Source organism: Rhodococcus sp. GXMU-t2271 (assembly GCF_041414735.1).
GTDB lineage: Bacteria > Actinomycetota > Actinomycetes > Mycobacteriales > Mycobacteriaceae > Rhodococcus > Rhodococcus indonesiensis.
Genome location: NZ_JAUIZP010000036.1, coordinates 48007 through 74243, shown reverse-complemented (window position 1 = coordinate 74243; position 26237 = coordinate 48007). Strand labels below are relative to the sequence as shown.

28 protein-coding genes are annotated in these 26237 nt (G+C 71.3%); 5 read left to right on the top strand and 23 right to left on the bottom strand.

Going from position 1 to position 26237, the window contains the following annotated elements:
- Positions 1-8: 8 nt before the first annotated feature.
- Complete coding sequence (locus QYS60_RS14225; RefSeq protein WP_371383473.1) at positions 9-1940, top strand: acyl-CoA dehydrogenase; 1932 nt, start codon at positions 9-11, stop codon at positions 1938-1940.
- Positions 1941-1963: 23 nt separating this feature from the next.
- On the opposite strand, the gene QYS60_RS14220 is transcribed toward QYS60_RS14225, so the two are convergent.
- The 3 genes from QYS60_RS14220 to QYS60_RS14210 form a co-directional block, all read right to left on the bottom strand.
- Complete coding sequence (locus QYS60_RS14220) at positions 1964-2815, bottom strand: cyclase family protein (protein WP_371383472.1); 852 nt, start codon at positions 2813-2815, stop codon at positions 1964-1966.
- 13 nt (positions 2816-2828) lie between these two features.
- A complete protein-coding gene (locus QYS60_RS14215) occupies positions 2829-3974 on the bottom strand; it encodes a sorbosone dehydrogenase family protein (protein ID WP_371383508.1) in 1146 nt (381 codons plus the stop codon).
- 72 nt (positions 3975-4046) lie between these two features.
- Positions 4047-5489: an MFS transporter gene (locus tag QYS60_RS14210; protein ID WP_371383507.1), complete on the bottom strand. Its 1443-nt coding sequence runs from the start codon at positions 5487-5489 to the stop codon at positions 4047-4049.
- A 58-nt stretch (positions 5490-5547) separates the two neighbouring features.
- Here QYS60_RS14210 and soxR point away from each other — a divergent pair, with 58 nt between their 5' ends.
- Positions 5548-6003: a redox-sensitive transcriptional activator SoxR gene (gene soxR / locus QYS60_RS14205; RefSeq protein ID WP_003937565.1), complete on the top strand. Its 456-nt coding sequence runs from the start codon at positions 5548-5550 to the stop codon at positions 6001-6003.
- Here the strand turns inward: soxR and QYS60_RS14200 are convergent.
- From QYS60_RS14200 to QYS60_RS14155, 10 genes are all read right to left on the bottom strand, one after another.
- Positions 6000-7154, bottom strand: coding sequence for a sorbosone dehydrogenase family protein (locus tag QYS60_RS14200; RefSeq protein ID WP_371383471.1), 1155 nt, complete (start codon positions 7152-7154; stop codon positions 6000-6002). The genes soxR and QYS60_RS14200 overlap by 4 nt on opposite strands.
- 21 nt (positions 7155-7175) lie before the next feature.
- Positions 7176-7460 carry a metal-sensitive transcriptional regulator gene (locus tag QYS60_RS14195; RefSeq protein ID WP_003937563.1) on the bottom strand — a complete coding sequence of 95 codons (285 nt, stop codon included), beginning with the start codon at positions 7458-7460 and terminating at the stop codon, positions 7176-7178.
- Between the two features lie 15 nt (positions 7461-7475).
- Positions 7476-7970, bottom strand: a complete 495-nt coding sequence (locus QYS60_RS14190; protein ID WP_371383470.1) for a hypothetical protein — start codon at positions 7968-7970, stop codon at positions 7476-7478.
- 204 nt (positions 7971-8174) lie between these two features.
- Complete coding sequence (locus QYS60_RS14185) at positions 8175-8738, bottom strand: hypothetical protein (RefSeq protein ID WP_081005231.1); 564 nt, start codon at positions 8736-8738, stop codon at positions 8175-8177.
- Positions 8735-9712 (bottom strand): porphobilinogen synthase, encoded by a 978-nt coding sequence (gene hemB, locus QYS60_RS14180; protein WP_371383469.1) that lies wholly within the window; start codon positions 9710-9712, stop codon positions 8735-8737. Before hemB ends, QYS60_RS14185 begins: the two co-directional genes overlap by 4 nt.
- A 76-nt stretch (positions 9713-9788) precedes the next feature.
- Positions 9789-11354, bottom strand: a complete 1566-nt coding sequence (locus tag QYS60_RS14175; protein ID WP_003937559.1) for a bifunctional uroporphyrinogen-III C-methyltransferase/uroporphyrinogen-III synthase — start codon at positions 11352-11354, stop codon at positions 9789-9791.
- Between the two features lie 63 nt (positions 11355-11417).
- Positions 11418-12431 carry a hydroxymethylbilane synthase gene (gene hemC, locus QYS60_RS14170; RefSeq protein WP_371383468.1) on the bottom strand — a complete coding sequence of 338 codons (1014 nt, stop codon included), beginning with the start codon at positions 12429-12431 and terminating at the stop codon, positions 11418-11420.
- Positions 12428-13882: a glutamyl-tRNA reductase gene (locus QYS60_RS14165; RefSeq protein WP_371383467.1), complete on the bottom strand. Its 1455-nt coding sequence runs from the start codon at positions 13880-13882 to the stop codon at positions 12428-12430. Before QYS60_RS14165 ends, hemC begins: the two co-directional genes overlap by 4 nt.
- Positions 13879-14775 carry a redox-sensing transcriptional repressor Rex gene (locus QYS60_RS14160; protein ID WP_193788768.1) on the bottom strand — a complete coding sequence of 299 codons (897 nt, stop codon included), beginning with the start codon at positions 14773-14775 and terminating at the stop codon, positions 13879-13881. Before QYS60_RS14160 ends, QYS60_RS14165 begins: the two co-directional genes overlap by 4 nt.
- Positions 14776-14935: 160 nt before the next feature.
- Positions 14936-15226, bottom strand: a complete 291-nt coding sequence (locus QYS60_RS14155) for a glutaredoxin family protein (protein ID WP_371383466.1) — start codon at positions 15224-15226, stop codon at positions 14936-14938.
- Positions 15227-15410: 184 nt separating this feature from the next.
- Between QYS60_RS14155 and QYS60_RS14150 the strand changes: the two genes are divergently transcribed.
- Complete coding sequence (locus tag QYS60_RS14150; protein WP_040783074.1) at positions 15411-16427, top strand: HAD family phosphatase; 1017 nt, start codon at positions 15411-15413, stop codon at positions 16425-16427.
- A gap of 9 nt (positions 16428-16436) precedes the next feature.
- Here the strand turns inward: QYS60_RS14150 and QYS60_RS14145 are convergent, their stop codons facing one another.
- From QYS60_RS14145 to QYS60_RS14115, 7 genes are all read right to left on the bottom strand, one after another.
- On the bottom strand, positions 16437-17453 hold the full coding sequence (locus QYS60_RS14145; protein WP_040782987.1) for a lysophospholipid acyltransferase family protein: 1017 nt from the start codon (positions 17451-17453) through the stop codon (positions 16437-16439).
- Positions 17450-18520: an NAD-dependent epimerase/dehydratase family protein gene (locus tag QYS60_RS14140; RefSeq protein ID WP_054373339.1), complete on the bottom strand. Its 1071-nt coding sequence runs from the start codon at positions 18518-18520 to the stop codon at positions 17450-17452. Before QYS60_RS14140 ends, QYS60_RS14145 begins: the two co-directional genes overlap by 4 nt.
- Positions 18521-18753: 233 nt before the next feature.
- Positions 18754-18855 (bottom strand): 30S ribosomal protein bS22, encoded by a 102-nt coding sequence (locus QYS60_RS14135; protein ID WP_003402602.1) that lies wholly within the window; start codon positions 18853-18855, stop codon positions 18754-18756.
- 202 nt (positions 18856-19057) lie between these two features.
- Positions 19058-19294, bottom strand: a complete 237-nt coding sequence (locus QYS60_RS14130) for a helix-turn-helix domain-containing protein (RefSeq protein ID WP_003937551.1) — start codon at positions 19292-19294, stop codon at positions 19058-19060.
- 121 nt (positions 19295-19415) lie between these two features.
- Positions 19416-20234: a pyrroline-5-carboxylate reductase gene (proC, locus tag QYS60_RS14125; RefSeq protein WP_289377850.1), complete on the bottom strand. Its 819-nt coding sequence runs from the start codon at positions 20232-20234 to the stop codon at positions 19416-19418.
- Between the two features lie 49 nt (positions 20235-20283).
- Positions 20284-21138: a thioesterase family protein gene (locus QYS60_RS14120; RefSeq protein ID WP_289377849.1), complete on the bottom strand. Its 855-nt coding sequence runs from the start codon at positions 21136-21138 to the stop codon at positions 20284-20286.
- Complete coding sequence (locus QYS60_RS14115) at positions 21135-21887, bottom strand: MerR family transcriptional regulator (RefSeq protein WP_289377848.1); 753 nt, start codon at positions 21885-21887, stop codon at positions 21135-21137. Before QYS60_RS14115 ends, QYS60_RS14120 begins: the two co-directional genes overlap by 4 nt.
- Positions 21888-21969: 82 nt before the next feature.
- Here QYS60_RS14115 and QYS60_RS14110 point away from each other — a divergent pair, with 82 nt between their 5' ends.
- Positions 21970-22389 carry a hypothetical protein gene (locus QYS60_RS14110; RefSeq protein ID WP_371383465.1) on the top strand — a complete coding sequence of 140 codons (420 nt, stop codon included), beginning with the start codon at positions 21970-21972 and terminating at the stop codon, positions 22387-22389.
- Here QYS60_RS14110 and QYS60_RS14105 read toward each other — a convergent pair.
- From QYS60_RS14105 to QYS60_RS14095, 3 genes are read right to left on the bottom strand one after another with little or no spacing between them, the layout of a single operon-like run.
- Positions 22345-23307, bottom strand: a complete 963-nt coding sequence (locus tag QYS60_RS14105; protein WP_003937546.1) for a sugar phosphate isomerase/epimerase — start codon at positions 23305-23307, stop codon at positions 22345-22347. The two genes, QYS60_RS14110 and QYS60_RS14105, sit on opposite strands and share 45 nt — an antisense overlap.
- Before the next feature lie 14 nt (positions 23308-23321).
- Positions 23322-24437: a hypothetical protein gene (locus tag QYS60_RS14100; protein ID WP_371383464.1), complete on the bottom strand. Its 1116-nt coding sequence runs from the start codon at positions 24435-24437 to the stop codon at positions 23322-23324.
- On the bottom strand, positions 24434-25387 hold the full coding sequence (locus tag QYS60_RS14095) for a Ppx/GppA phosphatase family protein (RefSeq protein WP_081608759.1): 954 nt from the start codon (positions 25385-25387) through the stop codon (positions 24434-24436). Before QYS60_RS14095 ends, QYS60_RS14100 begins: the two co-directional genes overlap by 4 nt.
- A gap of 45 nt (positions 25388-25432) precedes the next feature.
- Between QYS60_RS14095 and QYS60_RS14090 the strand changes: the two genes are divergently transcribed.
- The gene (locus QYS60_RS14090; protein ID WP_003937543.1) at positions 25433-26236 is read left to right on the top strand and encodes a hypothetical protein; all 804 of its coding nucleotides are present in this window, start codon (positions 25433-25435) and stop codon (positions 26234-26236) included.
- Position 26237 lies beyond the last annotated feature (1 nt).

Sequence of the window (26237 nt, the reverse complement as noted above, 5' to 3'; positions counted from 1 at the left end):
GTCGTTTCATGACGACCGCAGCTGAGCACATCCGCATCACCCTGGACGGCGCGTGGCGGCAGGCGCGCGAGCGGGCACGCACGGACCTGGACCGGCCCGAGTTCGCCCCGCACTACACCCCGGACCTGGACGAGGCCCGGGCGATCACGCTGAAGCAGATGCGGATGCTCGCGGAATCCGGCTACGCCCGGGCGGGCTTCGCGAAAGCGGTGGGCGGCGGCGGCGACGCCGGCGGCGCGGTGGCGTCGATCGAGATGCTCGCCATGTCGGACCTGTCCCTGATGGTCAAGGCCGGGGTGCAGTGGGGCCTGTTCGGCGGCGCGATCGAGAATCTCGGCACGGCCCGCCACCACGACCGCTACATCAACCCCCTCATCGACCTCGACCTGCTCGGCTGCTTCGCGATGACCGAGACCGGCCACGGCTCCGACGTCCAGTCACTCGAGACGACGGCCTCGTACGACCCGGGCACCGAGGAGTTCGTCATCCACTCCCCGACCCCGTCCTCGCGCAAGGACTACATCGGCGGGGCGGCGCAGCACGCGACGGTCGCCGCGGTGTTCGCGCAGCTGATCACCGGGGGCAAGTCCCAGGGCGTGCACTGCTTCGTCGTGCCGATCCGCGACGAGAACGGTGACGACCTGCCCGGCGTCACCACGTCCGACTGCGGCTACAAGGGCGGCCTGCCGGGCGTGGACAACGGCCGGATCATGTTCGACCACGCGCGGATTCCGCGGGAGAACCTGCTCAACCGGTACGCCGACGTCGAGGCCGACGGCACCTACGTCTCGGCGATCGAGAATCCGAACCGCCGCTTCTTCACCATGGTGGGCACCCTCGTGCGGGGCCGGGTCACCGTCGGCGGCTCGGCGGGTGCCGCGGCCCGCGTCGCGCTGTCCGTCGCCACGCGATATGCGCTGCAGCGCCGCCAGTTCAGCGCTCCCGGTGACGAGAAGGAAGTGCTGCTGATGGACTATCTGGTTCATCAGCGTCGCCTGCTGCCGCTCATCGCCAGGTCGTACGCGCTGACCTTCGCGCAGAACGAGCTGATCTCCACCATGGACCGGATCCAGACCACGCCCGTCGAGGAGGTGGATCCGCAGGAGCAGCGTGAGCTCGAGGGTCGCGCGGCCGGGCTGAAGGTCGCCAACACCGCCCATGCGACGCGCGCCATCCAGGAGTGCCGTGAGGCCTGCGGCGGCGCCGGGTACATGGCCGAGAACCGGCTCACCGCGCTGAAGGCGGACACGGACGTGTTCACCACGTTCGAGGGCGACAACCACGTGCTGACCCAGCTCGTCGCCAAGGAACTGCTCACCGCCTACGCGGACGAGGTCCGTGGCATGAGCCCGGTGGAATGGATGAAGTTCGCCGCCGTCACGGTGTCGGACATCGTCAAGAAGCGCACCGCCGCGCAGCAGATCCTCCAGACGCTCGTCGACACCCGGAAGGACAACGAGGAGGACGGCAGCCTCTTCGACCGGGGCACGCAGATGACGATGTTCGAGGACCGGGAACAGTACCTGCTCTCGACGGCGGCGCGGCGACTGCAGGCCGCGTCGAACCGCGAGGAGAACCTGTTCGACGCGTTCAACTTCGTGCAGGACCACGTGCTGCACGCGGCGCGCGCCCACATCGACCGGGTCGTGCTCGAGGCGTTCGTCGCCGGGATCGAGTCGTGTCCCGACGCGGAGGCCCGCGAGCTGCTGTCGGACCTGTGCGACCTCTACGCGCTCAGCGTCATCGACGAGGACAAGGCCTGGTACATGGAGCACCGGCAGCTGTCGGTGGAACGGGCGAAGGCGGTGCTGCGCGGCATCAACGAGCGCTGCCGGACCCTGCGTCCCCACGTGCCGGCCCTCGTCGAGGGCCTCGGCGTGCCGGAGCATCTGCTCGGGTCGGCGATGCTCGACGCCACGGACGCCGGTCGCCTCGGCTGACCGTGTCGGGCCGGGTGCCGGATTCAGACCAGCGCCAGTACCCGGCACGGCCCACCGGTGCCGCCGGCGTGCTTGGGCGCGCCGACGACGACGGTCGCGCCGCGCGGCGGCACGGTGGCGAGGTTCGCCATCGCCTCGATGCCGTAGCGGCCCGCGCCGAGCAGCTCCACGTGGGCGCCGACGTCGCCCGCCCGGTCGAGGCTCAGGGTGTCGACGCCGAGTCCCACGACGTTCCGTTCGTGCACGAGCATGCGCACCGCATCGCGGTCGAAGCCCGGTGCGTGCGGGATGCGGAGTGCGTCGGCGTTGACGAAGCGGGCGGGGTCGGCGAGGCGGGCCTCCCACCCCGAGTGCATCACGACGAGGGCGCCCGGCGGGATCGGGCCGTGTTGCCGTTCCCATGCCGCCACGTCGTCGACGGTGACCACCGCGTCGTCGTCCTGCGCGGCCTTGCCGGCGATGTCGACGACGGCGAGCGGAGCCACGAAGTCGCGCACCGGCAGCGCCTCGACGGTGGCGCCGCCGCGCACGATGTGGGCCGGGGCGTCGAGGTGGGTGCCGGTGTGCTCCCACAGCGACATCGCGTTGACGGCGAATCGCCCGGTGTCGAACGTGGCCACGGGACGCATCGCGAACTGTTCGTTGCCGGGCCATACCGGGAACTGCGGGGTCAGCGTGTGGGTCAGGTCGATCACCGTGTCGGCCCGCACGGCGGCGGTGTCCCCGCCGGCTCGTGCCGGCGCCGCGGCGGCGGTCGCCGCGCCCAGACCCGCGGCGCTCACGCCGAGGGCCGCGAGGAAGGACCGGCGGCCGAATCGCGCCCGGCCGTCCTCGATTTCGCGGTACGCCCGGTCCAGCACGGCCGGTGAGCACATTCGTCTCGCCCTCTCAGTCGGCGGCGGGTTCCACCAGCAGGACCCGGTCGTCGCGGCCGTTGTCCGTCGTGACGAGCAGCGCGCCGTCGGGCCGTGCGGTCACCGACCGCAGCCTGCCGAACTGCCCTTCGAGCGCGGTCGCGGTCTCGTCCACCGACCGCCCGTCGGCGGTCAGTTCGAGGAACAGGAGTTTCTCCTGCTGCTGGCTCGTGATCACCAGCGCGCCGTCCCAGCCCTGCCAGCCGGCACCGGTGACGAAGGTGCCGCCGGGAGTCGCGAGGGTGGGGGCACCGGAACTCCACACGGCCCCGATCGCTCCCGGAACGCGGGCCGGATCGGTCATGGGCACCGACTCGTCGTAGACGAACGGGAAGCGGTCGGGGCGGTAGCCGTAGTTGCCGCCGGGCTGCAGGAGATTCACCTCGTCGTCGCGGACGGTGCCCTGTTCGACGGCATAGAGCTCGCCCGTACCGGGACGCAGCGCCAGCCCCTGCACGTTGCGGTGGCCGAGAGTGAACACGGGACTGTCCGGGTCGGGGTTTCCCGCCGCCGGGGTGCCGTCCGGATCGATGTGGAGCACCTTGCCGCCCAGGCTGTTCCGGTCCTGAGGCACCTGGGGGTGGGCGGTGTCGCCCGTCCCGACGAACAGCGACCCGTCGGGATGGGCGAACAGCCGGCACCCGCCGTGACGGCCGCCCTGCCCGACCGGGATGCCGGCGAGCACGGTGGCGCCACGGGTCAGTTCCGTCCATCCGGGATCGACCGTCCAGGACTGCACCCGAATGTCGGTGCCGTCGGGACCGCGGTGGCCCTGACAGCTGTAGAGGGTCCGGCTCGTCCCGAAATCCGCCGCCAGCGCCAGACCCATCAGGCCGGTCTCGCCCTCGGCGTACAGGTCGGACAGGTCGGCGCGCACCTCCCGGACGGCACCGTCCGGATCCCGGACCACGAAGCGGCCCCGGCGTTCCCCGGTCAGGATCGTGCCGTCCGGAGCGGCGACGACGTCCCACGGCTTGTTCAGCCCCTCCATCAGCGGCGTCACGGTCGACGCCGGCAGCGCGCCTGCCGTGGGCGGCGCGGCGTGGGCGCCGGGCGCCCCGGCCGCGAGCAGACCGACTGCGATCGCCGCCGCGCAGCTCCCCGAGATTCGCACGCGCATCTCCTCTTCGCCGGATCCCGGCGATGCTACGGACACGGGCCGCACCGGACGGTGACGACACGCGCGACGGCGTCAGATTCGTTCGGGTTCCGCTGCGGTAGCGTCCGCGGGTGCCGACCGGAGCCGCTCGCCGCGCGCCGGAACCGCCCGGCGGGCGGCGAGCATGCCGAGCACCGCCACGGCGGCGAACCCGAACAGCAGCAGCCGCGCCGAACGCACGCCGGACGGTTGTCCCGCGTTGACCAGGACTCCGGCCAGTGCTGCGCCGAACGCGTTCGCGATCAACTGGACGGTGTTGATCGCAGCGGACGCCTTGCCGCTTTCGCGCGGGTCGGGGACGGCGTTCATCGCGGCGACCGCAAGGTGCGGCCACGCGATGCCGATGCCCGCGCCCGCGACGACCAGTCCCGTGACCCACGCCGCGACTGCAGCCGGTCCGGCCTCGTCACGCACGGCGGCCGCCATGAGCGCGAGGCCGAGGCCGACGAGCACCGGAGCACTCACTACGATGCGGTGCACGGCCCGGGGCGCGGACGCCGAGGCGCTCGGCATCTCACCGAGAGTCCACCCCACCGCGAGGGTGGCACCGAGGAAGCCGGCCGCCAGCGGCGCGAGGCCGGCGAGGCGCTGCCCGAACAACGGAACGAACGTCTCGGCGGTCGAGACGACCGCCAGCCCTGCGATCGTCAGGTACACCCAGCGCAGCCTGGCGGTGGTGAATGTCGCCGCCGGCAGGATGCCGTGGGGGCTGCGACGGTCGACGGCGACGAACGCGACCACGGCAGCGGACGCGACCGCGAGCAGGGCGATCGTGGACGCACCGCCGGTCACGACGGCGGCCGCGCTGACCGCCAGGGTCGCGGCGGTGAGGAGGGCCAGCGAACCGAGCGGAATCCTGCCGGCAGCGCGCGATCCGCGGGCGTGCGCCGGCAGGGTGAAGGGCACCGCGATTGCGACCGCGAGCGTGCAGACCAGCAACGCGCCGAACGCCCATCGCCAGGCGTGGAACTGGGCGAACACGCCGCCGACGGCGGGTCCCGCGAAGGTCCCCACACCCCACATCGCCGACACGAGCGCCGCGCCGCGGCTCCAGAGGCGTTCGGGCAGAGCACTGTTCAGGACTGCGTAGCCGAGTCCGGCGAGCAGGCCGCCGCCGAGTCCTTGGACCGCCCGGCCCGCCAGCAGCGTCTCCATGGACGGGGCGAGCGCGCACACGAGGGTGCCGGCCGCGAAAGCCCCCAGCCCCAGGAGGTAGGCGCCCCGGGGTCCGCGTACGGCGAGGATCCGGGCCACGGTCGTCGAGGAGACCACCGACGCGAGGAGGAACACCGTCGCCGTCCACGCGTAGTAGGCGTGACCGCCGATCTCCTCGACTGCGGTCGGCAGCAGGCTCGCGGTGAGGTACACGTTGGTGGCATAGAGGGCAACTCCACCAGCGAGAACCGCTGCCGTACCGAGGTATTCGCGCCCGAGAAGTTCCGACCAGGTGCCGGGACGAGTCGTGGATCCTTGTATGACGGTGACTGTAGAGTCTCAAGTGCACTCGAGATCAAGAGCGGGGAACGGAGTCGTGATGAGCCGCACGAGCGAAGAACTGCTGGCAATCGGTGAGGTCTCCCGGCGCACGGGAGCTGCCGTGTCTGCGATTCGCTACTACGAGTCGCTGGGACTCGTGACGGCACACCGCACCGCAGGCGGCACACGCCGCTTCCCCCGGCACACGATCCGGCGAATCTCGATCATCCAGTTGGCGACCCGCTTCGGCATTCCGCTGGTCGAGGTGGCCGAGGTGTTCTCGGCGTTGCCGGCCGAACGGCCCCCGACCCGGCGGGACTGGATGCGCATCTCGCGGGCATGGCACGAGCGACTCGAGGAACGCAAGCAGGCGATCGACCGGATGCAGCGCGAGCTGGCGGGGTGCATCGGCTGCGGCTGCCTGTCGCTGCAGGCCTGCACACTGTTCAATCCGGGCGATCGGCTGGGCGAGGACGGCGCGGGCGCGCGGCGCGTCGACCCGGGGGCGCGTTAGACGGGGGCGACCTGCAGCACCCTGTCGTCGGAGCCGTTGTCGGTGGTGACGAGGAGCGAACCGTCGGGCAGTGGGGTGAGCGACCGCAGGCGCCCGTACTCCCCCTCGAGCAGTGCGGCCGATTCGGTCACGCTGCGGCCGTCGTCGGACAGGCGCAGCAGCAGCAGCTTCTCGCCCTGCTGGCTGCTGACGACGAGTGCACCGGACCACGGGCCCCACTGCGGTCCGGCCGCGAACGCCAGCCCGGGGGTGGCGATGGTGGGCGATCCGGAACTCCACACCGCCGGGATCGCTCCGGGGACGCGCTCGGGATCGGTCATCGGCACCGACTCGTCGTACGTGCCGGGTTCCCGGTCGGGGCGCCAGCCGTAGTTGCCGCCCGGCACGAGCAGGTTGACCTCGTCGTCGCGGCTGCTGCCCTGTTCGACCGAGTAGAGCCGGCCGGTGCCGGGCTGCAGCGCCAGCCCCTGCACGTTGCGGTGGCCGAGGGTGAACACGACGCTGCCCGGGTCCGGGTTGCCGGGGGCCGGCGTCCCGTCGGGGTTCAGGTGCAGCACCTTGCCGCCGAGGCTGCCGGGATCCTGCGGCGCCGTCGGGCGGGTGGCGTCGCCCGTGCCGATGTACAGGGTGCCGTCCGGGTGCACGAGGATGCGGCAGCCGGCGTGGCGGCCGCCGCGGGCGACCGGCAGCCCCTCGACGACGGTGCGCTGCCGCGTCATGGTGGTCCAGCCGGGATCGACGGTCCAGGCGTAGACGCGGACGTCGTCGGGGTCGCGGTGCCCCTGGCACGTGTACACGGTGCGGCTGTCCTCGAAATCGAGGGCGAGCGCGACGCCCATGAGCCCGGTCTCCCCCACCGCGTACAGGTCCGACAGGTCGGCGCGCAGCTCCTCGACGCGCCCGTCGGGCCGGCGGACGACGAACCGGCCCGAGCGTTCACCGGTCAGCAACGTCCCGTCGGGGGCCTGCACCACGTCCCACGGATGGTCGAGACCGTCGACGACGGTGGTGACGGTGACCCGCGGTGGGGTTCCCGCGGCGGGGACCGGGGCGGGCGCGCCCGAGCGCACGGTCCGCGCGGGCTCCTCGGACGTACATGCGGTCAGGACGCAGGCCAGCGCCGCAGCGCACAGTGCGTGGGCGATCCGCATGCCGGTCGGGCTCCTCGGTGGTCAGGGTTTGAGGACGAGGCGCGCTATGGCGTCCGAGGCCTCCTGGATCTTCGCGTCGGCCTCCGGTCCGCCCTGCCGCGCGGCGTCGACGACGCAGCCGGCCAGGTGCGCGTCGAGCAGCTTGAGCGAGACCGTCTGCAGGGCCTTGGTGACGGCGGAGACCTGGGTCAGGACGTCGATGCAGTAGCGGTCGTCCTCGATCATCCGGGCGATGCCCGCGACCTGCCCCTCGATGCGGCGCAGGCGCTTGAGCAGGTCCTCCTGGTGCGGGGTGTATCCGGCCATACTCGTATCGTACCCCTAGGGGGTATGAGGGCAAGGGGGATCGGTGCGCTCGGCCAGCAAGGCCTCGAGTTCGGACCGCAGCCGCTCGTCGTCCCTGGCCCACGCCCGCACCAGGGCGCCACCCCGCAACCGCAGGCCGACGGCCGTCCGGCCCCGCGGCACGTTCGACAGCTCGCCCAGCGGCCGCGCGGTCTCCCAGCGCTCGGGATCCAGGGCCCGGGGATCGGCCGCGGGCAGCACCGCATCGATCTCCTCGACCGGCAGTTCCTCGGTCCCGAGGCGCAGCGTCTTCGCGGTCAGCTCCACGCTCACGTGCCGTCGGGCCGCGACGACCATCACGTACGCGAAGCCGCTGAGCACCAGAGCGATCACCGGCAGCGCGACCCAGTGCACCACCGGCCCGGTCGCCAGTTCCACGACGAGCGCGACGGCGCACAGCACCGGCCCGAATGCCACGGTGCGCCAACGGCCACCGGGTTCGTGGAAGCGGGGCTCGGTCGGCTCGTTCACGTCGCGGTCAGGCGCTGAGCATGCCCGGAACGACGACCAGCACCAGCGTCACCACGCCCAGGACGGCGATGAGGCCGATCAGGACCAGCTCGCGACGACGACCGTACGGCCGGGGCTCCACCTGCATGAAAGTCCTCTTCGCTCGTCGGAAACGACCGCGCGGGCCGTGGGTCGTCAGACACCGTACTCCGTGCGCCCGTCGGGTCAGCTCGGGGGCAACCGGAGGAAGTACAGATTCGACTCGCGGCGGTGCATGAGCACGATCGCCCCGACGGAACACACCCCCTGCAGGATGCTCACCAGACCGATCACGAGCCCGGCACCGCCGCCCAGCGCACCCACGCCGAACACCGTCGGGATCGCCGTGACGGTCAGGAAGACACCGATCATCGTGAGCAGCATGCGCGCCCAGTTCCGGCCGCGGCGCATCGCGAAGGCCACGAGCAGGAACAGGCCGGTGAACACCAGACCCAGGACGGCGGTGATGCCGAATCCCAACGGCAGCAACGACTCCACCGTCTCCCGCGGCATGTCCACCGGGGGTGTCTGCCGGGCCAGTTCCGCCGTCATCTGATCGACGAACTCGTCTCTGCGCTCCCACATCAGCAGCACACTCGCGCCGAGGTACACCAACCCCAGGACCGCGACCGCGCACCACAACTGGAACGCGGTCTCGACGTCCACGGGCGTGGGGCGCCGCTGCGCCGGTGCCGGACCGGGCGGAGTGTCCGGCGGCCCGGGCCACTGCGACGGTTCGGGCGTGCTCACGAGAGCCGGCCCGCGACCTCGGCCGCCCAGTACGTGAGCACGATGTCGGCACCGGCGCGACGGATGCTCGTCAGCGACTCCAGGATCGCCGCGTCCCGGTCGATCCAGCCGTTCTGCGCGGCGGCGGTGATCATCGCGTACTCGCCCGAGATCTGATACGCCGCGACGGGCACGTCCGAACGGTCGGCGACCTCGCGCAGCACGTCGAGATACGCCATCGCGGGCTTGACCATCACCACGTCGGCGCCTTCGGCGAGGTCGAGATCGACCTCGCGCAGCGCCTCCCGGCGATTCGCCGGATCCTGCTGGTAGGTGCGCCGATCGCCCTCGAGCGAGGACCCCACCGCGTCCCGGAACGGTCCGTAGAACGCGGAGGCGTACTTCGCGGAATACGCGATCTGCCCCACGTCCTGATGCCCCGCGGCGTCGAGCGCCGCGCGGATGGACGCGACCTGACCGTCCATCATCCCGCTCGGACCGAGCAGATGCGCGCCGGCCTCGGCCTGGGCGACGGCCATCTCCGCGTACCGCTCGAGGGTGGCGTCGTTGTCCACCTCACCCGAGGCGCCCAGGACGCCGCAGTGACCGTGGTCGGTGAACTCGTCGAGGCACGTGTCGGCCATCAGGACCGTCGCATCGCCGAGTTCGGCGCGCAGGTCCCGCAGCGCACGGTTGAGCACGCCGTCCGGGTCGGTGCCGCCCGATCCGCGGGCGTCCTTGTCCTCGGCGCGCGGCACGCCGAAGAGCATCAGCCCACCCACGCCGGCCTCGACCGCCGCGGTCGCCGCGGCGGGCAGCGAATCGGGGGTGTGCTGGTACACGCCGGGCATCGACGGGATCTCCCGCGGCGCGTCGAGGCCGTCGGCGACGAACATCGGGAGCACCAGATGCCGCGGCTCGAGGGACGTTTCGGCCACCAGCCGGCGCATTGCCGGGGTGGTGCGCAGCCTGCGGGGACGGACATCGGGATACATCGGCGTACTCACCTTCCAGGCAGGCAAGCCGTGCGCGGTTCCGGTAGCGGTGGCTACCGGAACCGCGCACGGGGGGTCAGCGGCGGGCGCGGGACTTCTTGCGGGGCGGCGGCAGTGCGCCCTCGGCCCGCAACCGGGCGGCGTGCTCGGCGAGCGCCTCCACCAGGGGACCGATCTGCGCGGTCTCCGGCTGCACATCCACCCGCAGCCCGAACTCGATCGCGGTCTCCGCGGTCTTCGGCCCGATGCACGCGACGATGGTGCGCGCGTGCGGCTTACCCGCGATACCCACGAGGTTCCGAACCGTCGACGACGAGGTGAAGCACACCGCGTCGAACCCACCGGTCTTGATCATCTCGCGGGTCTCGGCCGGCGGCGGTGCCGCCCGCACCGTGCGGTAGGCGGTCACGTCGTCGATCTCCCAGCCTCGCTCGCGCAGACCCTCCGCGAGGGTTTCGGTGGCGATGTCGGCGCGCGGCAGCAGCACTCGGTTGACCGGATCGAAAACGTCGTCGTACGGCGCGAATTCGGCGAGCAGCCCCTCGCTGGACTGTTCACCGGAGGGCACCAGCTCGGGGGTGATCCCGAACGAGCGCACCTTGTCCGCCGTCGCCTGCCCGACACACGCGATCTTCACACCCGAGAAGGCGCGAGCGTCGAGTCCGAAGGCCTCGAACTTCTCCCACACCGCGCGCACCGCGTTCGTGGAGGTGAACACCACCCACTGGTAGCGGCCGTCCACGAGTCCCTTGACGGCCCGCTCCATCTGGGCCGGACTGCGGGGCGGCTCCACCGCGATGGTCGGCACCTCGATCGGGATCGCACCGTGCGTGACGAGCCGCTCGCTCATCTCCCCGGCCTGCTCCTTGGTGCGGGGCACCAGCACCGTCCAGCCGTACAGGGCGCGGGACTCCCACCACGAGAGCTTGCCGCGCTGCGCGACGATCTTGCCGACGGTGACGACGAGCGGGCCGACGAGTTCGGAGCCGGCGTCGTTGAGCGTGGCGAGGGTGGCTTCGACGGTGCGCTGCTGCCGTGTCGTGCCACGGACGGTGATCGCCGCCGGGGTCTGCGGCGCGAGCCCGTGCTCGACGAGGGCGCTGGCAGTCTCCGCGAGATGACCGGACGTGGCGTGCAGCACCAGCGGGCCGGGCGCGGCGGCGAGCGCCGCCCAGTCCACCTCGCCGCGCACGTCGACCTCGGTGTGGCACGAGCCGAGCGCCATGCCGGCGTAGCTCGGCACGGCCGAGCCGGGCGTCAGGCCCGGCAGGACCTCGAACACCACGTGGGTGCGGGCGACGGCGTTGACCTCGGCGATCACCGAGTCGGTGGTCAGCGGGTCGCCGGCGACGAGGCGCACGACATCGTGGCCGTTCTTCGCCTCCGCGACGAGGGTCTTGGCGACCTCGGTGGGCTCACCCAGTGCGGGACGCACCTCGGCGAGGGGCTCCCCGGTCTCCGCGTCCCGGCCGGCGGTGGTGCCCACGAGCGCCACCACCCCCCTGTCGACGTCGGGGTCGGTGAAGGCGATCGTCGCACCCGCGAGCACGTCGCGGGCGCGCACGGTCAGCAGAGCCGGGTCGCCCGGCCCAGCTCCCACGAACAGGATCCGTCCGGGATTGTGCTTACGGACTCGGCTCATCGGTCATTCTCCAGTGCGGTCGAATCTGCGGTAAAGGGAAACCTGAGGTGCGGACGGAAGGCGTCAAACATCGGCCGTGCCCTGTTCCGGCGCGTCGTCCCCCCGGCTGGTCATCAGCTCGCGCGCACCGAGATCGAGCAACTCGCGAGCCACCGCCCGGCCCAGCTCCTCGGCGCGTCCGGTGGCGCCGACGGCGCTGGCGCGCAGCACGTCCGAGCCGTCGAGCGCGGCGGCGCAGCCGCGCACGGACAGTTCCTCGATGACGCGGCCGTCGTCGTCGAGGGACTCGACGACCTCGGCAACGGCCCCGACGGGGGCGGTGCAGCCGGCCTCGAGCTCCGCGAGCAGCGCCCGTTCGGCGACGACCGCCGCGCGGCTGGCGCGGTCGTCGAGACCGGCGAGGATCTCGATCAGTGCGGTGTCCTCCGCGCGGCATTCGACCGCGAGGGCACCCTGGGAGGGCGCCGGCAGCATCTGCACCGGTTCGAGGGACTCGGTGATCCGGTCGAGGCGGCCGATACGCGAAAGTCCCGCGCGCGCAATGACGATGGCGTCCAGTTCGCCGGACGCAACCTTCCCGAGCCGGGTGTCGATGTTGCCGCGCAGCGGCCGGATGTCGAGGCCCAGGCCCATGGCGGCGAGCTGGGCACGCCGCCGCGGCGCGGAGGTGCCCACACGCGAGCCCGGCGGCAGCTCGCCGAGGACCAGTCCGTCGCGGGCGACGAGCGCGTCGCGCGGATCCTCCCGCGGCGGCACGGCCGCGATCACCAGTCGCGGATCCTGCGCGGTCGGAAGGTCCTTGTACGAATGCACGGCCAGGTCGACGTCGCCGGCGAGCAGCGCCTCCCGCAGCTCGGCGGTGAAGACGCCGACACCGATCCGCTCGACCGGGCCCGCGGTGACGTCGCCCTTGGTGGTGATGACGACCAGCTCGGCGGGATGGCCGGCGGCGATCAGCGCATCCCGGACGGTGCCCGCCTGCGTCGTCGCCAGCAGGCTGCCGCGCGTTCCGATCCGCAGCGTGCGGCTGCCGGTTCCGGTTTCGATCCGGGTATCCGATGCGACCTCGGCGCTCATGCCTGCCTTTCCTCTCGAGAAGCTCCCAGCGCCCCGGGCGGCTGCTTCCGGGGCGACCGCAGTTCCGTGGTGACGGCTGGATCCAGCGCGGCCGACAGGTCGGTCGCGCCGGTCACGTCGGGGAGCGCGCCGAGTTCCTTCGCCACCGGGGTGGCGACGGCCTCGGCAGCACCCGGACGCAATTCGAACAGCTCGCGCAGCGCCTCGGCGTACTGGTCGCCGCCCGGAGTGGACGCCAGCTGCTTGACGCGCACCGTCGGTGCGTGCAGCAGCTTGTCGACGACGCGGCGCACCGTGCGGGCCACCTCGCCGCGCTGGCCGTCGTCGAGTCCCGGCAGCCGGGACTCGAGCCGCAGCAGCTCGCCCTCGACGACCTCGGCGGCGCGCTGACGCAGCGCGGTGACGGTGGGGGTGACCTCCGCCAGACGCTGGGAAGCGAGGTAGTCGGCCAGCTCGGCGGCCACGATCGAGCGAGCCGCGTCGGTGTCGGAGGCGGCGGCACCGGCCGCGGGATCGCGTTGCAGCGACTCCATGTCGAAGACGGTGACGCCGGGCAGACCCGAGACGGCCGGCTCCACGTCGCGCGGCAGGCCGAGATCGCAGATCACCAGCGGTCGGGTGCTCCGCTCGGGCTGCGCGAGGGCCCGGTGCGCGTCGGCGAGGGTGACGACCGTACCGACCGCACCCGTGCAGGTGACGGCCACGTCGGCCTGCGACAACGCGGCCGCGAGCCGGTCGAACGACAGCACATCTGCCTCGATGCCGTTGCCGCGGGCGGTCTCGGCGAGCCGCTCGGCGCGCTCACGGGTCCGGTTGACCACCACGATGCGCGCGATCCCGGCACGGGTGAGGTGCGCGACGGCGAGTCCGCCCATCGCGCCCGCACCGATCACGGCGGCGGTGCGGCCGGCCAGACCGTCGAGCACTGTCGCGGCCTTGTCCAGTGCCACCGACACCACGGACGCACCCGCCGCGTCGATGCCGGTCTCGCTGTGCACTCGCTTGCCCACGCGCAGCGCCTGCTGAGCCAGCTCGTGCAGGGCCCGGCCGGCAGCCTGCTGGGCGTCGGCGCTCGCGTAGGCGGTACGGATCTGGCCGAGGATCTGCTGCTCACCGACCACCATCGAGTCGAGGCCGCTGGCCACGGCGAACAGGTGCTCGGCGGCCGCCTCGCTGTAGCGCACGTACGCGTGCTTGTGCAGATCCACGAGGGTCAGGCCCGAGTGCTCGGCCATGAGCTCGCTCACGTCGGCCAGCGCGCCGTGGAACGCGTCGACCACCGCGTAGATCTCCACCCGGTTGCAGGTGGAGACGATCATCGCCTCCGAGATGTGGCCGGAGGCCATCATCTTGTCGGTGAGCTTGGGTCGGTCGGTGTCGGTGACGGCCACCTTTTCGAGCACCGAGACGGGCGCGGTCCTGTGCGAGACCCCGACGAGGAGAACACTCACGGCGCAATCACCGATCCGTTTCTTGTCGCTGCCGAGGCCACGGGGCTCGGCTTTCCTGATGCGGTGAACCCGGTTGCGCTCGCCTTCTGGGCGGTGAGCCGGGACGCGCCGGTCGCGGCCCGGCGTCCTTCGCCCGACGCGACCTGGCAGATATCGGGCAGGCCGGCACGACTGCCGTCCACCGGCGCGTCGTTGCGGGCACTGTGGAACGAGAGGACCTGCATTTCCACGGACAGATCGACTCGCCGGACCTCGACGTGGCCGGGCACCTCGAGCGGTGTCGCGGCGAAGCTCAGCACGGACCGGACGCCGGAACGCACCAGCCGGTCGCATACGCCCTGAGCAGCGTCGTCCGGGGTCGCGATGACACCGATCGTGGCAGCGAGTTCGCGGGCGGCCGCTTCGAGCCCGTCGACGTGCCGGATGGTCAGGTTCCCCACCCGGGTGCCCACCCGCGCCGGGTCGGCATCGAACAGTCCGGCCATCGTGAAGCCGCGGCGGTCGAACCCCGAGTACCCGGCCAGCGCGCGGCCGAGATTGCCGACACCGACGAGGACCACGCGGTGCCCTCGGTCGAGGCCGAGCGCGTTCTCGATGCGGGCTTGCAGGCGCAGCACGTCGTACCCGACGCCACGCACCCCGTTGGGTCCGAGGAAGGACAGATCCTTGCGGAGTTTCGCGGAACCGACCCCGGATGCGGTGGCGAGTTCCTCGCTCGAGACGATGAGCGTGCCTTCGTCGGCGAGCATTCCGAGGACCCGCAGGTACGTCGCGAGACGCGTCACAGTAGCCTGGGGGATGTCCCGCACGGGGACCCCGGGAGACGCACCCCCGTCGACTTCGGCGACGCCGCCGCGGGCGGCATCGCCCTGCGGGGGGTGCAGCTCTGTCACGTTCGTGGCTCCTCGTCCGGCCGACGGGTACACGTCGGTCCTCACGGTGATCCGGGGGATTCGTTCACACCACGGTAACCGCTTGTGAAGCCCTGCACAAAGTTGCTCGAACGGCCCCGAATGTGCTTCTCACCTGCACCACGGTTCCGCCCGGGGGCGCTCAACCGGCCAGATCGGCCCGCAATCGCGGCTCGTCGACCTCCCAGTAGCTGTGCTCCCGGCCGTCGAGCAGCACCACCGGCAGACGATCGCCGAATTCGGCACGCAGGTCGGGATCCGTCGAGGCGGCCCGATCGACATCGATGCACGTCAGGACCGCGCCGAGCTCGTCGCACAGTTGCTCGAGCAGCGTCAGGGCGGGAGCGCAGGCGCTGCAGCCGGCTCGGACGAGGAGGGTGATCTCGTGACGGGCGCCGGGTGCGGCGGACGGCCCGGGCAGGTGTTCGCTCATGGGTCAACTGTGCGTCATACCCCGCCGAGACGAATGTCACACCCCCGGTCCACATGCGGCAACGCGCGGAGCGGGGCACCGCGCGGGCTAGGCTGAAGCGGTCTGCCACACACGACGGCCGGCCGCCGGCAAACCCGGCCGGCAGCACTCGACGGCGCGGCCGTCGCGCAACAGGGAGGTGCAGGTGCCGGAACGTCCAGTGCCACACGGCTGGGGATTCGGCGAGAACCTGGCCGGTCGCGTCAGCGAGACCCTGGCCGGCCTGATCCGGCCCGGCCGGCCCCGGCTGCTGAGCAAGTTCGGCCCCAGCGAGACCGAGGTTCGCGCGAACCTCGCCGGACAGGCGAGCGCCGACGCCGCGCTCGCCCTGCAGGAGGCTCGCACCGAGGCCGAGCCCGTCGACGTCTCGACGACCCCCGTTCCGCAGGACCTCACCGCGGCCGCGTTCTTCGACGTCGACAACACGATGGTGCAGGGCGCGTCGATCATCCACTTCGCGCGCGGACTCGCCGCCCGCGACTACTTCACCAAGTCCGACCTGGCCGAATTCGCCTGGCAGCAGGTCAAGTTCCGGGTCACCGGCAAGGAGAACTCGGACGACGTCGCCAGCGGCCGCGAGAAGGCGCTGTCGTTCGTCGCCGGCCGGTCCACGGCGGAGCTGGCCCGTCTCGGCGAGGAGATCTACGACGAGATCATCGCGGACAAGATCTGGCCCGGTACCCGTGCGCTGGCACAGATGCACCTCGACGCCGGGCAGCAGGTGTGGCTGGTGACAGCGACCCCGGTCGAACTGGCGAACGTCATCGCCGAGCGCCTCGGCCTGACCGGTGCCCTCGGAACCGTCGCCGAGTCGGAGGACGGCGTGTTCACCGGCCGTCTCGTCGGCGACATCCTGCACGGCCTGGGCAAGGCGCACGCGGTGCGGGCCCTGGCGATCCGCGAGGGCCTGAACCTCAAGCGCTGCACGGCATACTCCGACAGCCACAACGACGTCCCCATGCTCTCGCTCGTCGGCACGCCGGTCGCCGTCAATCCCGACGCCGACCTGCGGGAACTCGCGAAGACCCGGGGATGGGAGATCCGGGACTTCCGCACGGCCCGCAAGGCGGCGCGCATCGGAGTTCCGACGGCGCTGGCCCTCGGCGCCGCGGGGGGCGCGCTCGCCGCCGCTCTCGGCCGTCGCCGCGACTCCGCGGCGTGACGGCCGGGCTCAACCGAGGAACACGTTGCGCCGTTTGGTGAGCAACCGGTACAGCGTCTGCTGGATGGTCTCCCGCACGTGGTCGGTCACCTCGAACAACACCATCGGATCCTCCACCGCGGCATCGTCGTAGACGTCGGTGGCGATCGGCGTACCGAACTCGATGTACCACTTCGACGGCAGCGGCACGATGCCCAGCGGGCCGAGCGCCGGGAACAGTGGGGTGATCGGGAAGTACGGAAGGCCGAGGAGCCGGGCGATGGACGTCAGGTCGGCGATCTTCGGGTAGATCTCCTCCGAACCGACGATCGAGCAGGGCACGATCGGTGCCTTGGTCTGGAGCGCGGCCGAGACGAAGCCCCCACGCCCGAACCGCTGCAGCTTGTAGCGTTCACTGAACGGCTTGCCGAGACCCTTGTACCCCTCGGGGAACACCGCGACCACCTGATCCTCGCGCAGGAGCCGCTCGGCGTCCGGATGGCACGCGAGAGTGTGTCCCGCCTTGCGGGTGACGCTCCCGACGACCGGCATGCCGAAGGCGAGGTCGGCCGCGAGCATGCGCAGGGGACGGTGGGCGAGGTCGTGCACCGCAACGGAAGTCATCAATGCGTCCACCGGCAAGGTGCCGGCATGGTTAGCGACGATCAGCGCGCTCCCGTCGGCCGGGATGTTCTCGATGCCGCGCACTTCGACACGGAACCACTTTTCGAACAGCGGCCGCAGCGCCGGCAGCAGGACGTTGTCGGTGAAGTGCGGGTCGAAGCCGAAGTCGTCCACCTCGTAGTCGCCGGTGATCCGTCGCCGCAGGAACTCGGCGGTGCCGGTGATCTGTCCGACCAGTTTGTGCCGCAGGTCGTCGAGGAACCCGTCCGCCGCCGTCTCCTGCACCGGCGCTGCGGGCCGTTCGGGTGGGATCGGGGAGCCGTAGGTCGACGGGTGACCGGAACCGGCGCCCGGGCGTGCACCCGCCCGTCGTGCCGACCCCGCTCCCCCGTGGAGTGGGATCACCTTGGCCACTTCTGTCATCGCGCCTCCATCCGCTCTCCGAGCGCCGAGAGCAGGATCGACTCGGTTCGATCGACCCATTCCGTCCTGACGACCTGCCGCAGCCCGACGCTGCGAGCGTAGTCGTCGAGAGCCTGCCTCGTGGTCCACCTCGGCTCGAAGCCGAGTTCGGTGCGCATCCGCGTGGTGTCCAGCCCGCGCCCGAAGTGGAAGTAGTCGAGTTCTTCCTTGTTGAACGACTTCATCACCGGCCCCATCAGCGCCTGCCCGACGGTGCGGAACAAGCCGTAGGGCATCGGCACGGTCAGTCCGCCGGCGCGCCGCACGGCCTGCGACATCATCACGATGCCGTCCCCGGCGACGTTGTAGGTCCCGGCCTGTCCGGCGACGGTGGCGCGTTCGAGCGCCGAGAGCGCATCCTCCTCGTGCAGCAGCTGCAACCGGGCATCGCGGCCGAGAATGGTGGGCACGATCGGTGAGGTGAGGTACCGCGAGACGGAGCCGGGCAGATGGTTGCCCACCGTCGGGGCGAGGCGCAGGATCGTCGCGGCGATGTCCGGTCGCCGGCGTGCCATCCCGCGCAGATAACCCTCCACCTCGATCATGTCGCGGGCGAAAGCGCCGGTCGGCCGGCGGCGCGCGCTCATCTCCTCGGTGAATTTCGCGGGGTCCTTCGCACTCGACCCGTACACCACCGACGAGGAGCGCAGCACGACGCGTCGCACGGACGGGGTCTTCTGGCACACGGCGAACAACTGCATCGCACCGAGGACGTTCATGTCCTTCATCGCGGCGCGACTGCCGGACTTCGGCGCCTTGGTGAGGGTGGAGGTGTGGACGACGGTGTCGACGTCCATGTTCCGGATGACCTTGCCGATGAGCGGGTTGCGGATGTCGGCGAGCACGAACTCGGCGCGGCCCATGCGCCGCAGCATGTCCTTGGTGGGCGATTGGGTGTCGACCGCGATGACGCGTTCGACGCCGGGGTGCTGGGCCAGACGGGTGACCAGGTACCCCCCGAGGAATCGGCTCGCGCCGGTGACCAGAGCCACCCTCGGCGGGTCGATTCCGTCGATCTCCGAACTCACCCACTCACCCCCTGCTGTCACTTCGGTCTCTCACGATACGGTGACTTTCGCAACAAAGCATTACACCGGAGTAACCGATCACCGGAAAGACTTCGATGGGGGACTTTCGTCCTCGGCCACCCGAACCCCGCGTACCACCCGGATCGGGCGTTCTGCGGGCGATCCTCGACGGCCCGCCGACCCAGACGCTCGATGCCCGCCACCACACGGGTGACGGGCATCGGGGAATCGATCTACTTGCCGAGTTTACGACGCTGCACTCGGGTGCGGCGGAGCAGCTTACGGTGCTTCTTCTTCGACATGCGCTTACGGCGCTTCTTGATCACAGAACCCATCAGGGTTTCCCTCACGTTCTCTCTAGCGTTCCTGCGCGCACGCCGGTGACGTACGCCTGTAGTCGACGCTGGGCCGCGTGGTGACGAGCTCAGCGCCTCACGACACCGGGTGGCCGGTACGACGACAAGCAATCGTACCGGGGCGGGTTTCGACTAGTGAAACCGAGGTCCGCTCCGGGCTCCGATTGCGGCCGACGACCGCTCAGCCGACGTCGAAGTAGGACGTTTCCAGGTAATCGTGCACGGCCTTGGCGTGCACACGGAACGAACGTCCCACTCGCACGGCGGGCAGTTCCCCGCTGTGCACCAGCCTGTACACGGTCATCTTCGACACCCGCATCAGCGCCGCCACTTCGGCGACGGTGAGGAACTGGGTGCCGGAGAGAACCGACTGACCGTCCTCGGGTTGACCCTTCGACGGTTTGCTTCCAGATACCATTACACACCTCCGGCACGTCCCGCGCCGCCGGCTTCCCCTCCGGCGGAACAGACACGCACGTGCTCAATCGAGCTTAGCGTGACCAATGGTTCCCGTGCGACGATGCGCACGACCAATTTCCTCAATCAGCGGACGAACCGAGTGCGGCCGAGCGTTCCCGGGCCGCCGCGAGCGCCTCGTAGAACGCCGTCCGCACGCCGCCACGTTCCAGTTCCCGGATCGCCGCCGCGGTGGTTCCACCCGGCGATGTCACCGCCGCGCGCAGGTCGGCGGCGTTCTCCCCCGACCGGGCGAGCATGGCCGCCGAGCCGGTCATCGTCTGCACCACGAGCTCGGTGGTCGTCGCCCGCGTCAGACCGAGGGCGACGCCCGCGTCGATCATCGCCTCGGCGACGAGGAAGAAGTACGCCGGACCCGAACCGGACACAGCGGTCACCGCGTCGATCTGGGACTCGGGTACCACCGTCACGGTCCCCACCGACTCGAGAACCTGGCGTGCCAGCGCCAGATCGTCGGGCTTGACGTGCCGGCCGGCGGCGATCACGCTCGCGCCCTCCCCCACCAGCATCGGGGTGTTGGGCATGACCCGCACGACCGGCGATCCGGCCGGCAGCCGGTTCTCGTACCGCGACGTGGGCACGCCGGCGACCAGCGACATCAGCAGCTTCTCGCGTTCGCTGTCGAGGTCGGCCTTGCCCAGATCGGCGAGCACGACGTCGACGTCGCCCGGCTTGACCGCGATCACCAGCACGTCCGCGCCTTCGGCCGCGTCGGCGATCGAGTCGGTGACCCGGATCGAGTACTCGGCGGTGAGCTCCTCGCTCCGCGCCGGGAACTTCTCGACGACCACCAGATCCTTGGTCGCGAATCCACTGTGCAGCAGCCCCGAGACCAGCGCCTCACCGATCCTGCCGCCACCGATCACCGCAATTCTCGTCATGGGCAACAGCCTGCCACGGCCGCTGCCGGGGTCCGCACCCCCCTGACGATCAGCGCGGGACCATCGCGAGCTGACGACTCTGGACGACGACGGCGCCGGTGGCATCGACGACGGTGTGGTCCTCCTCGAACCAGGCGTTACCCAGGACCGTGCTGTCGGCCATGATCCGCAGCCAGCCGGGTGCCGGCAGTCGCCGCAGATACGCGGTGAGCTGCACCGTCGGCGCCCAGCCGAACAGGCCCCGATTCATGGTGACCGGCGCGGAGATGTCCCCGGCCATGAGCGCGAACAGCGCGGCGGTGTCGACGTCGGCCTCGTCCCCCGCCCACGGCCGCGCCCACATCCGCACGACCGGTTCACCCTGCTCTCCTGCGAGGAAGCGGGCACTGGTCTCGTCCACGACGAGGTCGGCGCCCGCGCACAGGTTCACCACCTGGGCCATCGGATGGCCGGGGCCGATGAGGGGCGCGCCGTCGGGTGGCTGCACCGACAGTGCGGCGACCGGATGGGCAGTGGCATACCGCGGCTCGCCCGCGTCGGGCCTGCCGAGCGTCACCGAGGCACGGACCGCGACCCGGTCCCCCTGCGAGAGCTCCACGTCGACGAGCCCGACCTGCTTCCCGAGCTTGCGGACGGTGGTGGTGAGCTGGACGTCGCCCGGGTCGGGGGCGGCGACGAACCCGGCACTGACCGCAAGAGGTTGCGCCGCCGGATCGGATCCCGCCGCCTGCGCCGCCGAGCGGGCCGCCGCGGCGCACACGGCGAGCATGCAGCCACCGTGCACCTTGGGGCCGATCGTCCAGATCGGGGCGATGTGGGCGAGCCAGCGGTCGTCGCCGGCGGCGTCGAGCGTCGTCAGGTCGCGGAACGGGTGGTTGCCGGAATCTGGCACGGTGTCGGTCACTGCTGCTCCTGTGAATCGGGGACGGATCCGTCCGGTGACTTCGCGTCGAGTCCATCCGGTGGCTCGGGGACGGGGCCGTCCCGTGGCTCTGGGACGGGTCCGTCCGGTGACTCGGGGACGGGTCCGTCCGGGGCGCCGGACTCGGTGAAGCGCCGAGCGGCAAGGTGCTGGTGTGCGAGCCGGCGCATCGCGGTGAGGACAGGTTCGTACAGGGCGGTGCCGAGGACCGCCGCCTCGACCGTCGCCTCCCGGGACCGGGTGGGCAGCAGGTCGATGTCGATCTCGGCGATGCCGAGCACGTGCCGTCCGTAGACGTCGATGCGCTCGTCGCTCATCGACAGGCCGGCGGAATCGAGGGCGGCGAGGGCCCGCTCGAGCTGGGCGACCGCGGCGAACCTCGGGTCGTAGAGCTGAGCGAGCCGTTCGAGGACGCGCCGGGCGCGCGGATAGTCGTGGGATGCGGGCTCGTCGGGTGGGTAGGGCGGCAGCGCTGCGATGGCTCGGCCGAGGGCGACGAACAGCGACTCGTCGGTGCCGTCGAGGAGGCGGACGATCTCGCGGATGCGCGGCAGCGGCAGCCCCTGGGCGGCGAGTGCACGGATCAGAGCGAGGCGCCGGACGTGCCGCTCGTCGTACCGGGCCTGGGTGGCGCTGGTCGCCTCGCCCGGCATCAGCAGTCCCTCGCGCAGGTAGTACTTCACGGTCGCCAGGGGGACACCCGTCCGGTCCACCAGTTCCGAGATCCGCACCGCCACCTCCTCTTGACAACAGATAGTACAACTATCCAGTATTGGATACTGCAACTATCCAATACTCCGCGAGGAGGGTTCCGTGCATCCCGTACTCGTCATCGCTCTCGGCGCCACCCTGCTCACCGTCACCGGGATCGCCTTCGGCGGCACCTTCCTGCTGCGCGTCGCAGGCGGGCACGTGCCGGCCAACGATCTGCAGAAGTCCTTCTTCCGCGCCGGTCACGCCCACGCCGGCGTCCTCGTCACCCTGGGACTGCTGGTCGCCGTACTCACCGACGCCGTCGGCGCCTCACCCGGATGGGACGCCGCGGGCGCGATCGCAGTGCTCGGCTCGGCAATCCTGATTCCCGCCGGGTTCTTCCTGTCCGTACTCGGCCGCGACCCCCAGCGGCCGGGCGCCATGATCGCCTGTGTGTGGCTCGGCGCCGCCGCCCTCGCCGCCGGCGTGACGATCTCAGGAGTCGTGGTTCTCGGCGCCGGAATCGGTGCTCTGGCCTGACGGGTGCACCTGCTCGATCGTCGTCGCACGCGGATGCTCGGGCCCGGTGGTGATCGCCAGGCGGGGGGCTCGGTGCAGATGCTCGCGCGCGAAGGCCAGCGACCGGGTCAGCGCGCCCGCCCGCGCGGACCGTGTGCGCGCCCCCTGGGTACTGACCTCCAGAACGACGTGCCCGGAGAAGTCGCTCTCGGCCAGCAGCCGGCACACCTGTTCGCACGGCTGACCACCGTCGCCCGGGAGCAGATGCTCGTCCGTCGACGCACCGTGACCGTCCGCGAGGTGCAGATGAGCCAGACCACTGCCCATCCGCTCGGCGAGAGCCATCGCGTCCATCCCCGCCGTGGCCGTGTGCGACAGGTCCAGTGTGTAGTGCGCGAAGCCGGTGTCGGTGGGATCGATCGACGGGCTGAAGGCCGATACCGCCCGGCCGGGCCCGCCCCGTCGTCTCATGCGCTGCGCGGTGCGGTCGCGGCCACCGAAGAACACGTCGGCGCGCATCGGGTACATGTTCTCCACCGCGACGACCACATGACTGCGGTCCTCGAGGTCCGCGACCTGATCCGCGAAGCCCTCCGCGTACCGGCGCTGCCACCGGAACGGCGGATGCACCACCACCGAGGCGGCCCCGAGCGCCTCCGCTGCTCGCACCGAACGCTCGAGCTTCGCGGCCGGGTCCGGACCCCACACGCGCTGCGAGATCAGCAGGCACGGCGCGTGCACCGCCAGCACCGGGATGCCGTACTTGCGCACCAGCGCCTGCACCGCACGCACGTCCTGGCTCACCGACTCCGCCCAGACCATCAGCTCCACGCCGTCGTAGCCGAGCTCGGCCGCGTAGCGGAAGGCCGCCTCGGTGTTCTCCGGGTACACCGAGGCGGTGGACAGTCCGACCAGGATCTCTCGCGACAGAGTGCTCATGACGACGGGCCGGTTCAGCCGGTGGGCAGCAGGAACAACAGCGGACCGAATGTCACGAAGGCACCCACGGCGAGGGCGATGAGCTGGCTCGCGATGTCGTCGGTGCGGCGGAGGATACGCACCATCGCCACGAGACCGACGATGACCAGCAGGGCAAGTGCGAACGCCACCCACGGCAACACATCCCACAGCTGCTCGAACCCCTTGAACAGCAGTGCGCCCGCGACGATCGCGACGATGCCCTCGCCGATCAGCCACGCCCACTGGGCGATCGCGCCGCGGGACTTTCCGGTGTCGGACGGGGCCTCTGCCGCGGACGGGGTCTCCGCCGACGCGGCAGCGCCGCGACGAGAAGCGGGCTTCTCCCGCTGCTCCGCGTCCTGCTCGTCCGCGGCCACGGCCTTGCCGATCGTCTCGGTCTCGCCGTCGGCGGTGTCGTCGCTGCTGCCCCGCAGGTCGCTCGCGGGGCCGGACAGCAGCCTCGGTTCGGGCGTGTCGGCGGGCCGCGCCGGCGCATTCGCGGCCACCTCGGCGTGCGCCCGCGCCCGTCGCGGCAGGACGGCCGGACGGATGATCTCGGTCGGCGATTCGACCTTCACCGGCGGCACCGGCTCGGCCGCCGACTCCTCGCGCGTCCGGTGCAGGGACGTAGGGACCGGGGTCTCGGGCCCGGACGACTCGGCCTCGGGGCGCCGGGATTCGCGGCGGTCCGCCTCGGCCGCCACCGGTGTCTGCGCCTTCGGCGGCTCCGGCGTCTGCGCCTTCGACGGCTCCGGCGTCTGCGCCTTCGACGGCTCCGGCGTCTGCGCCTTCGGCGGAGCGGACACGACCGGCGCTGCCTCCGGGACGCCGGCGCCGGAGTCCTCGGCCTCGGAGACGGCAGTCTCGGGGACAGCGGTCTCGGGCGCGGCAGTCTCGGAATCCTCGGTCTCGGGGACTCCCGCCTTCGACGTCTGGGCCGATTCCGGGACGGTGACGGGAATCTCCCCGGTCAGCTCCGCGACCGAGATGCCGCCGCTGACGCCGCGGCGGCGGCGTCCGCCGGCGCGGGAATTCACCTTCTGGCCGTTACGGGCCAGCAGCTCCGCGACGGAGATCTGCCCGGTGTCGGTGCTGTTGCCGTCCGTCATTGCGAAACCACCATCAGTTCGCCCCCCATCTCGGTGTCGAGCTTGCGGAGAATGAGCCCCTCTCTCAGGGCCCAGGGACAGATATCGAGCGTTTCCACTCCCAGCGCGCGCATGGCGGCCTCCGCGACGAGGGCACCGGCGACGATCTGCTGCGACCGGTCGGAGCTCACGCCCTCGAGCTCGGCACGGTCCGCAGCCGTCATGCGGGAGATGAATGCGATGAGCTGACGCAACCCGGCGGCGGTCAGGGTGCGCCGCACCCGGGGGCCCGCCGACGAGGGGGCGGCACCGGTCAGCCGTGCGAGGGTGCGGAAGGTCTTCGAGCTCCCCACGCACAGGTCGGGAACGCCGGCCGCCCGCAGTTCCTCGGCGGGCCGGACGAGCTCGGCGTCGAGCCAGTCCCGCAGCACCGCGACGCGCCGCTTGCCGGGCGGGTCCTCGCTCAGCCAGTCCCGGGTCAGGCGCCCGGCACCGAGCTGCAGTGAGAACGCGACGTCGGGGTCCTCGTCGCCCCCGAAGGTCAGCTCCAGGGAGCCGCCGCCGATGTCCAGGCACAGGATGCGTCCCGCGCTCCAGCCGTACCACCGCCGCACCGCGAGGAACGTCAGCCGGGCCTCGTCCACCCCCGAGAGCACCTCGAGTGCGACGCCGGTCTCGGCGCGGACGCGACTGAGCACCGCGTCGGAGTTGGTGGCATCGCGCACCGCCGAGGTTGCGAAGGCCATCAGCTCCTCGCACCCGGAGGTACGCGCGATGCCGGCGAAGTCGGCGACCGTCTCGACCAGCCGGTCGGCGCCCTGGGGGGTGATGTCACCGCGGTCGTCGATGTTCTCGGACAGGCGCAGGGTCGCCTTCGTCGAGCTCATGGGGGTGGGATGGCCACCGCGATGAGCATCCACCACGAGTAGGTGAACGGTGTTGCTTCCGACGTCGAGTACCCCTAGGCGCACATACATACGGTACTGGGTCTACCGTCGGGTCCTGTGACAGCAGGTATGCCCGGTGCCGCCCACAAGCAGGTCCCGGCCCCCGAAGTTCCCCTCGATTTCCCGCGCGAATGGGTCGAGTTCATCGACCCGGACAACAGCGAGCACGTCGTCGCCGCCGACCTGACGTGGCTGCTCTCCCGCTGGACCTGCGTGTTCGGCACGCCCGCGTGTCAGGGCATCATCGCCGGCCGGCCGGACGACGGATGCTGCTCGCACGGCGCGTTCCTGTCGGACGACGACGATCGCGCCAAGCTGGACGCCGCCGTGAGACATCTCACGCCCGAGGACTGGCAGTTGATGCCGAAGGGACTCGGCAAGAAGGGCTATCTCGAGGAGGACGACCTCGAGGACGAACCGGCCCTGCGCACTCGCCGCTACAAGGGCGCGTGCATCTTCCTCAACCGGCCGGGCTTCGCCGGGGGCATCGGCTGCGCGCTGCACAAGATGGCGCTGCGACGCGGCATCGAGCCCCTCGAGGTGAAGCCGGACGTGTGCTGGCAACTGCCGATCCGCCGCACCCAGGACTGGGTCGAGCGGCCCGACGGCACCGAGGTGCTGCGCACCGTCGTCACCGAGTACGACCGGCGCGGCTGGGGCGAGGGCGGCCACGACCTGGACTGGTACTGCTCCGGCTCGCCGGACGCCCACGTGGGTGCCGCGCCGGTGTGGCAGTCGTACGCACCGGAGCTGCGTGAGCTGATCGGCGACGCCGCCTACGAGGAACTCGCGCGGCTGTGCCGTCGTCGCGAGGGGCTGGGCCTGATCGCCGTGCATCCCGCGACGACGGCCGCCGCCGAGCGCACCCCGTAGG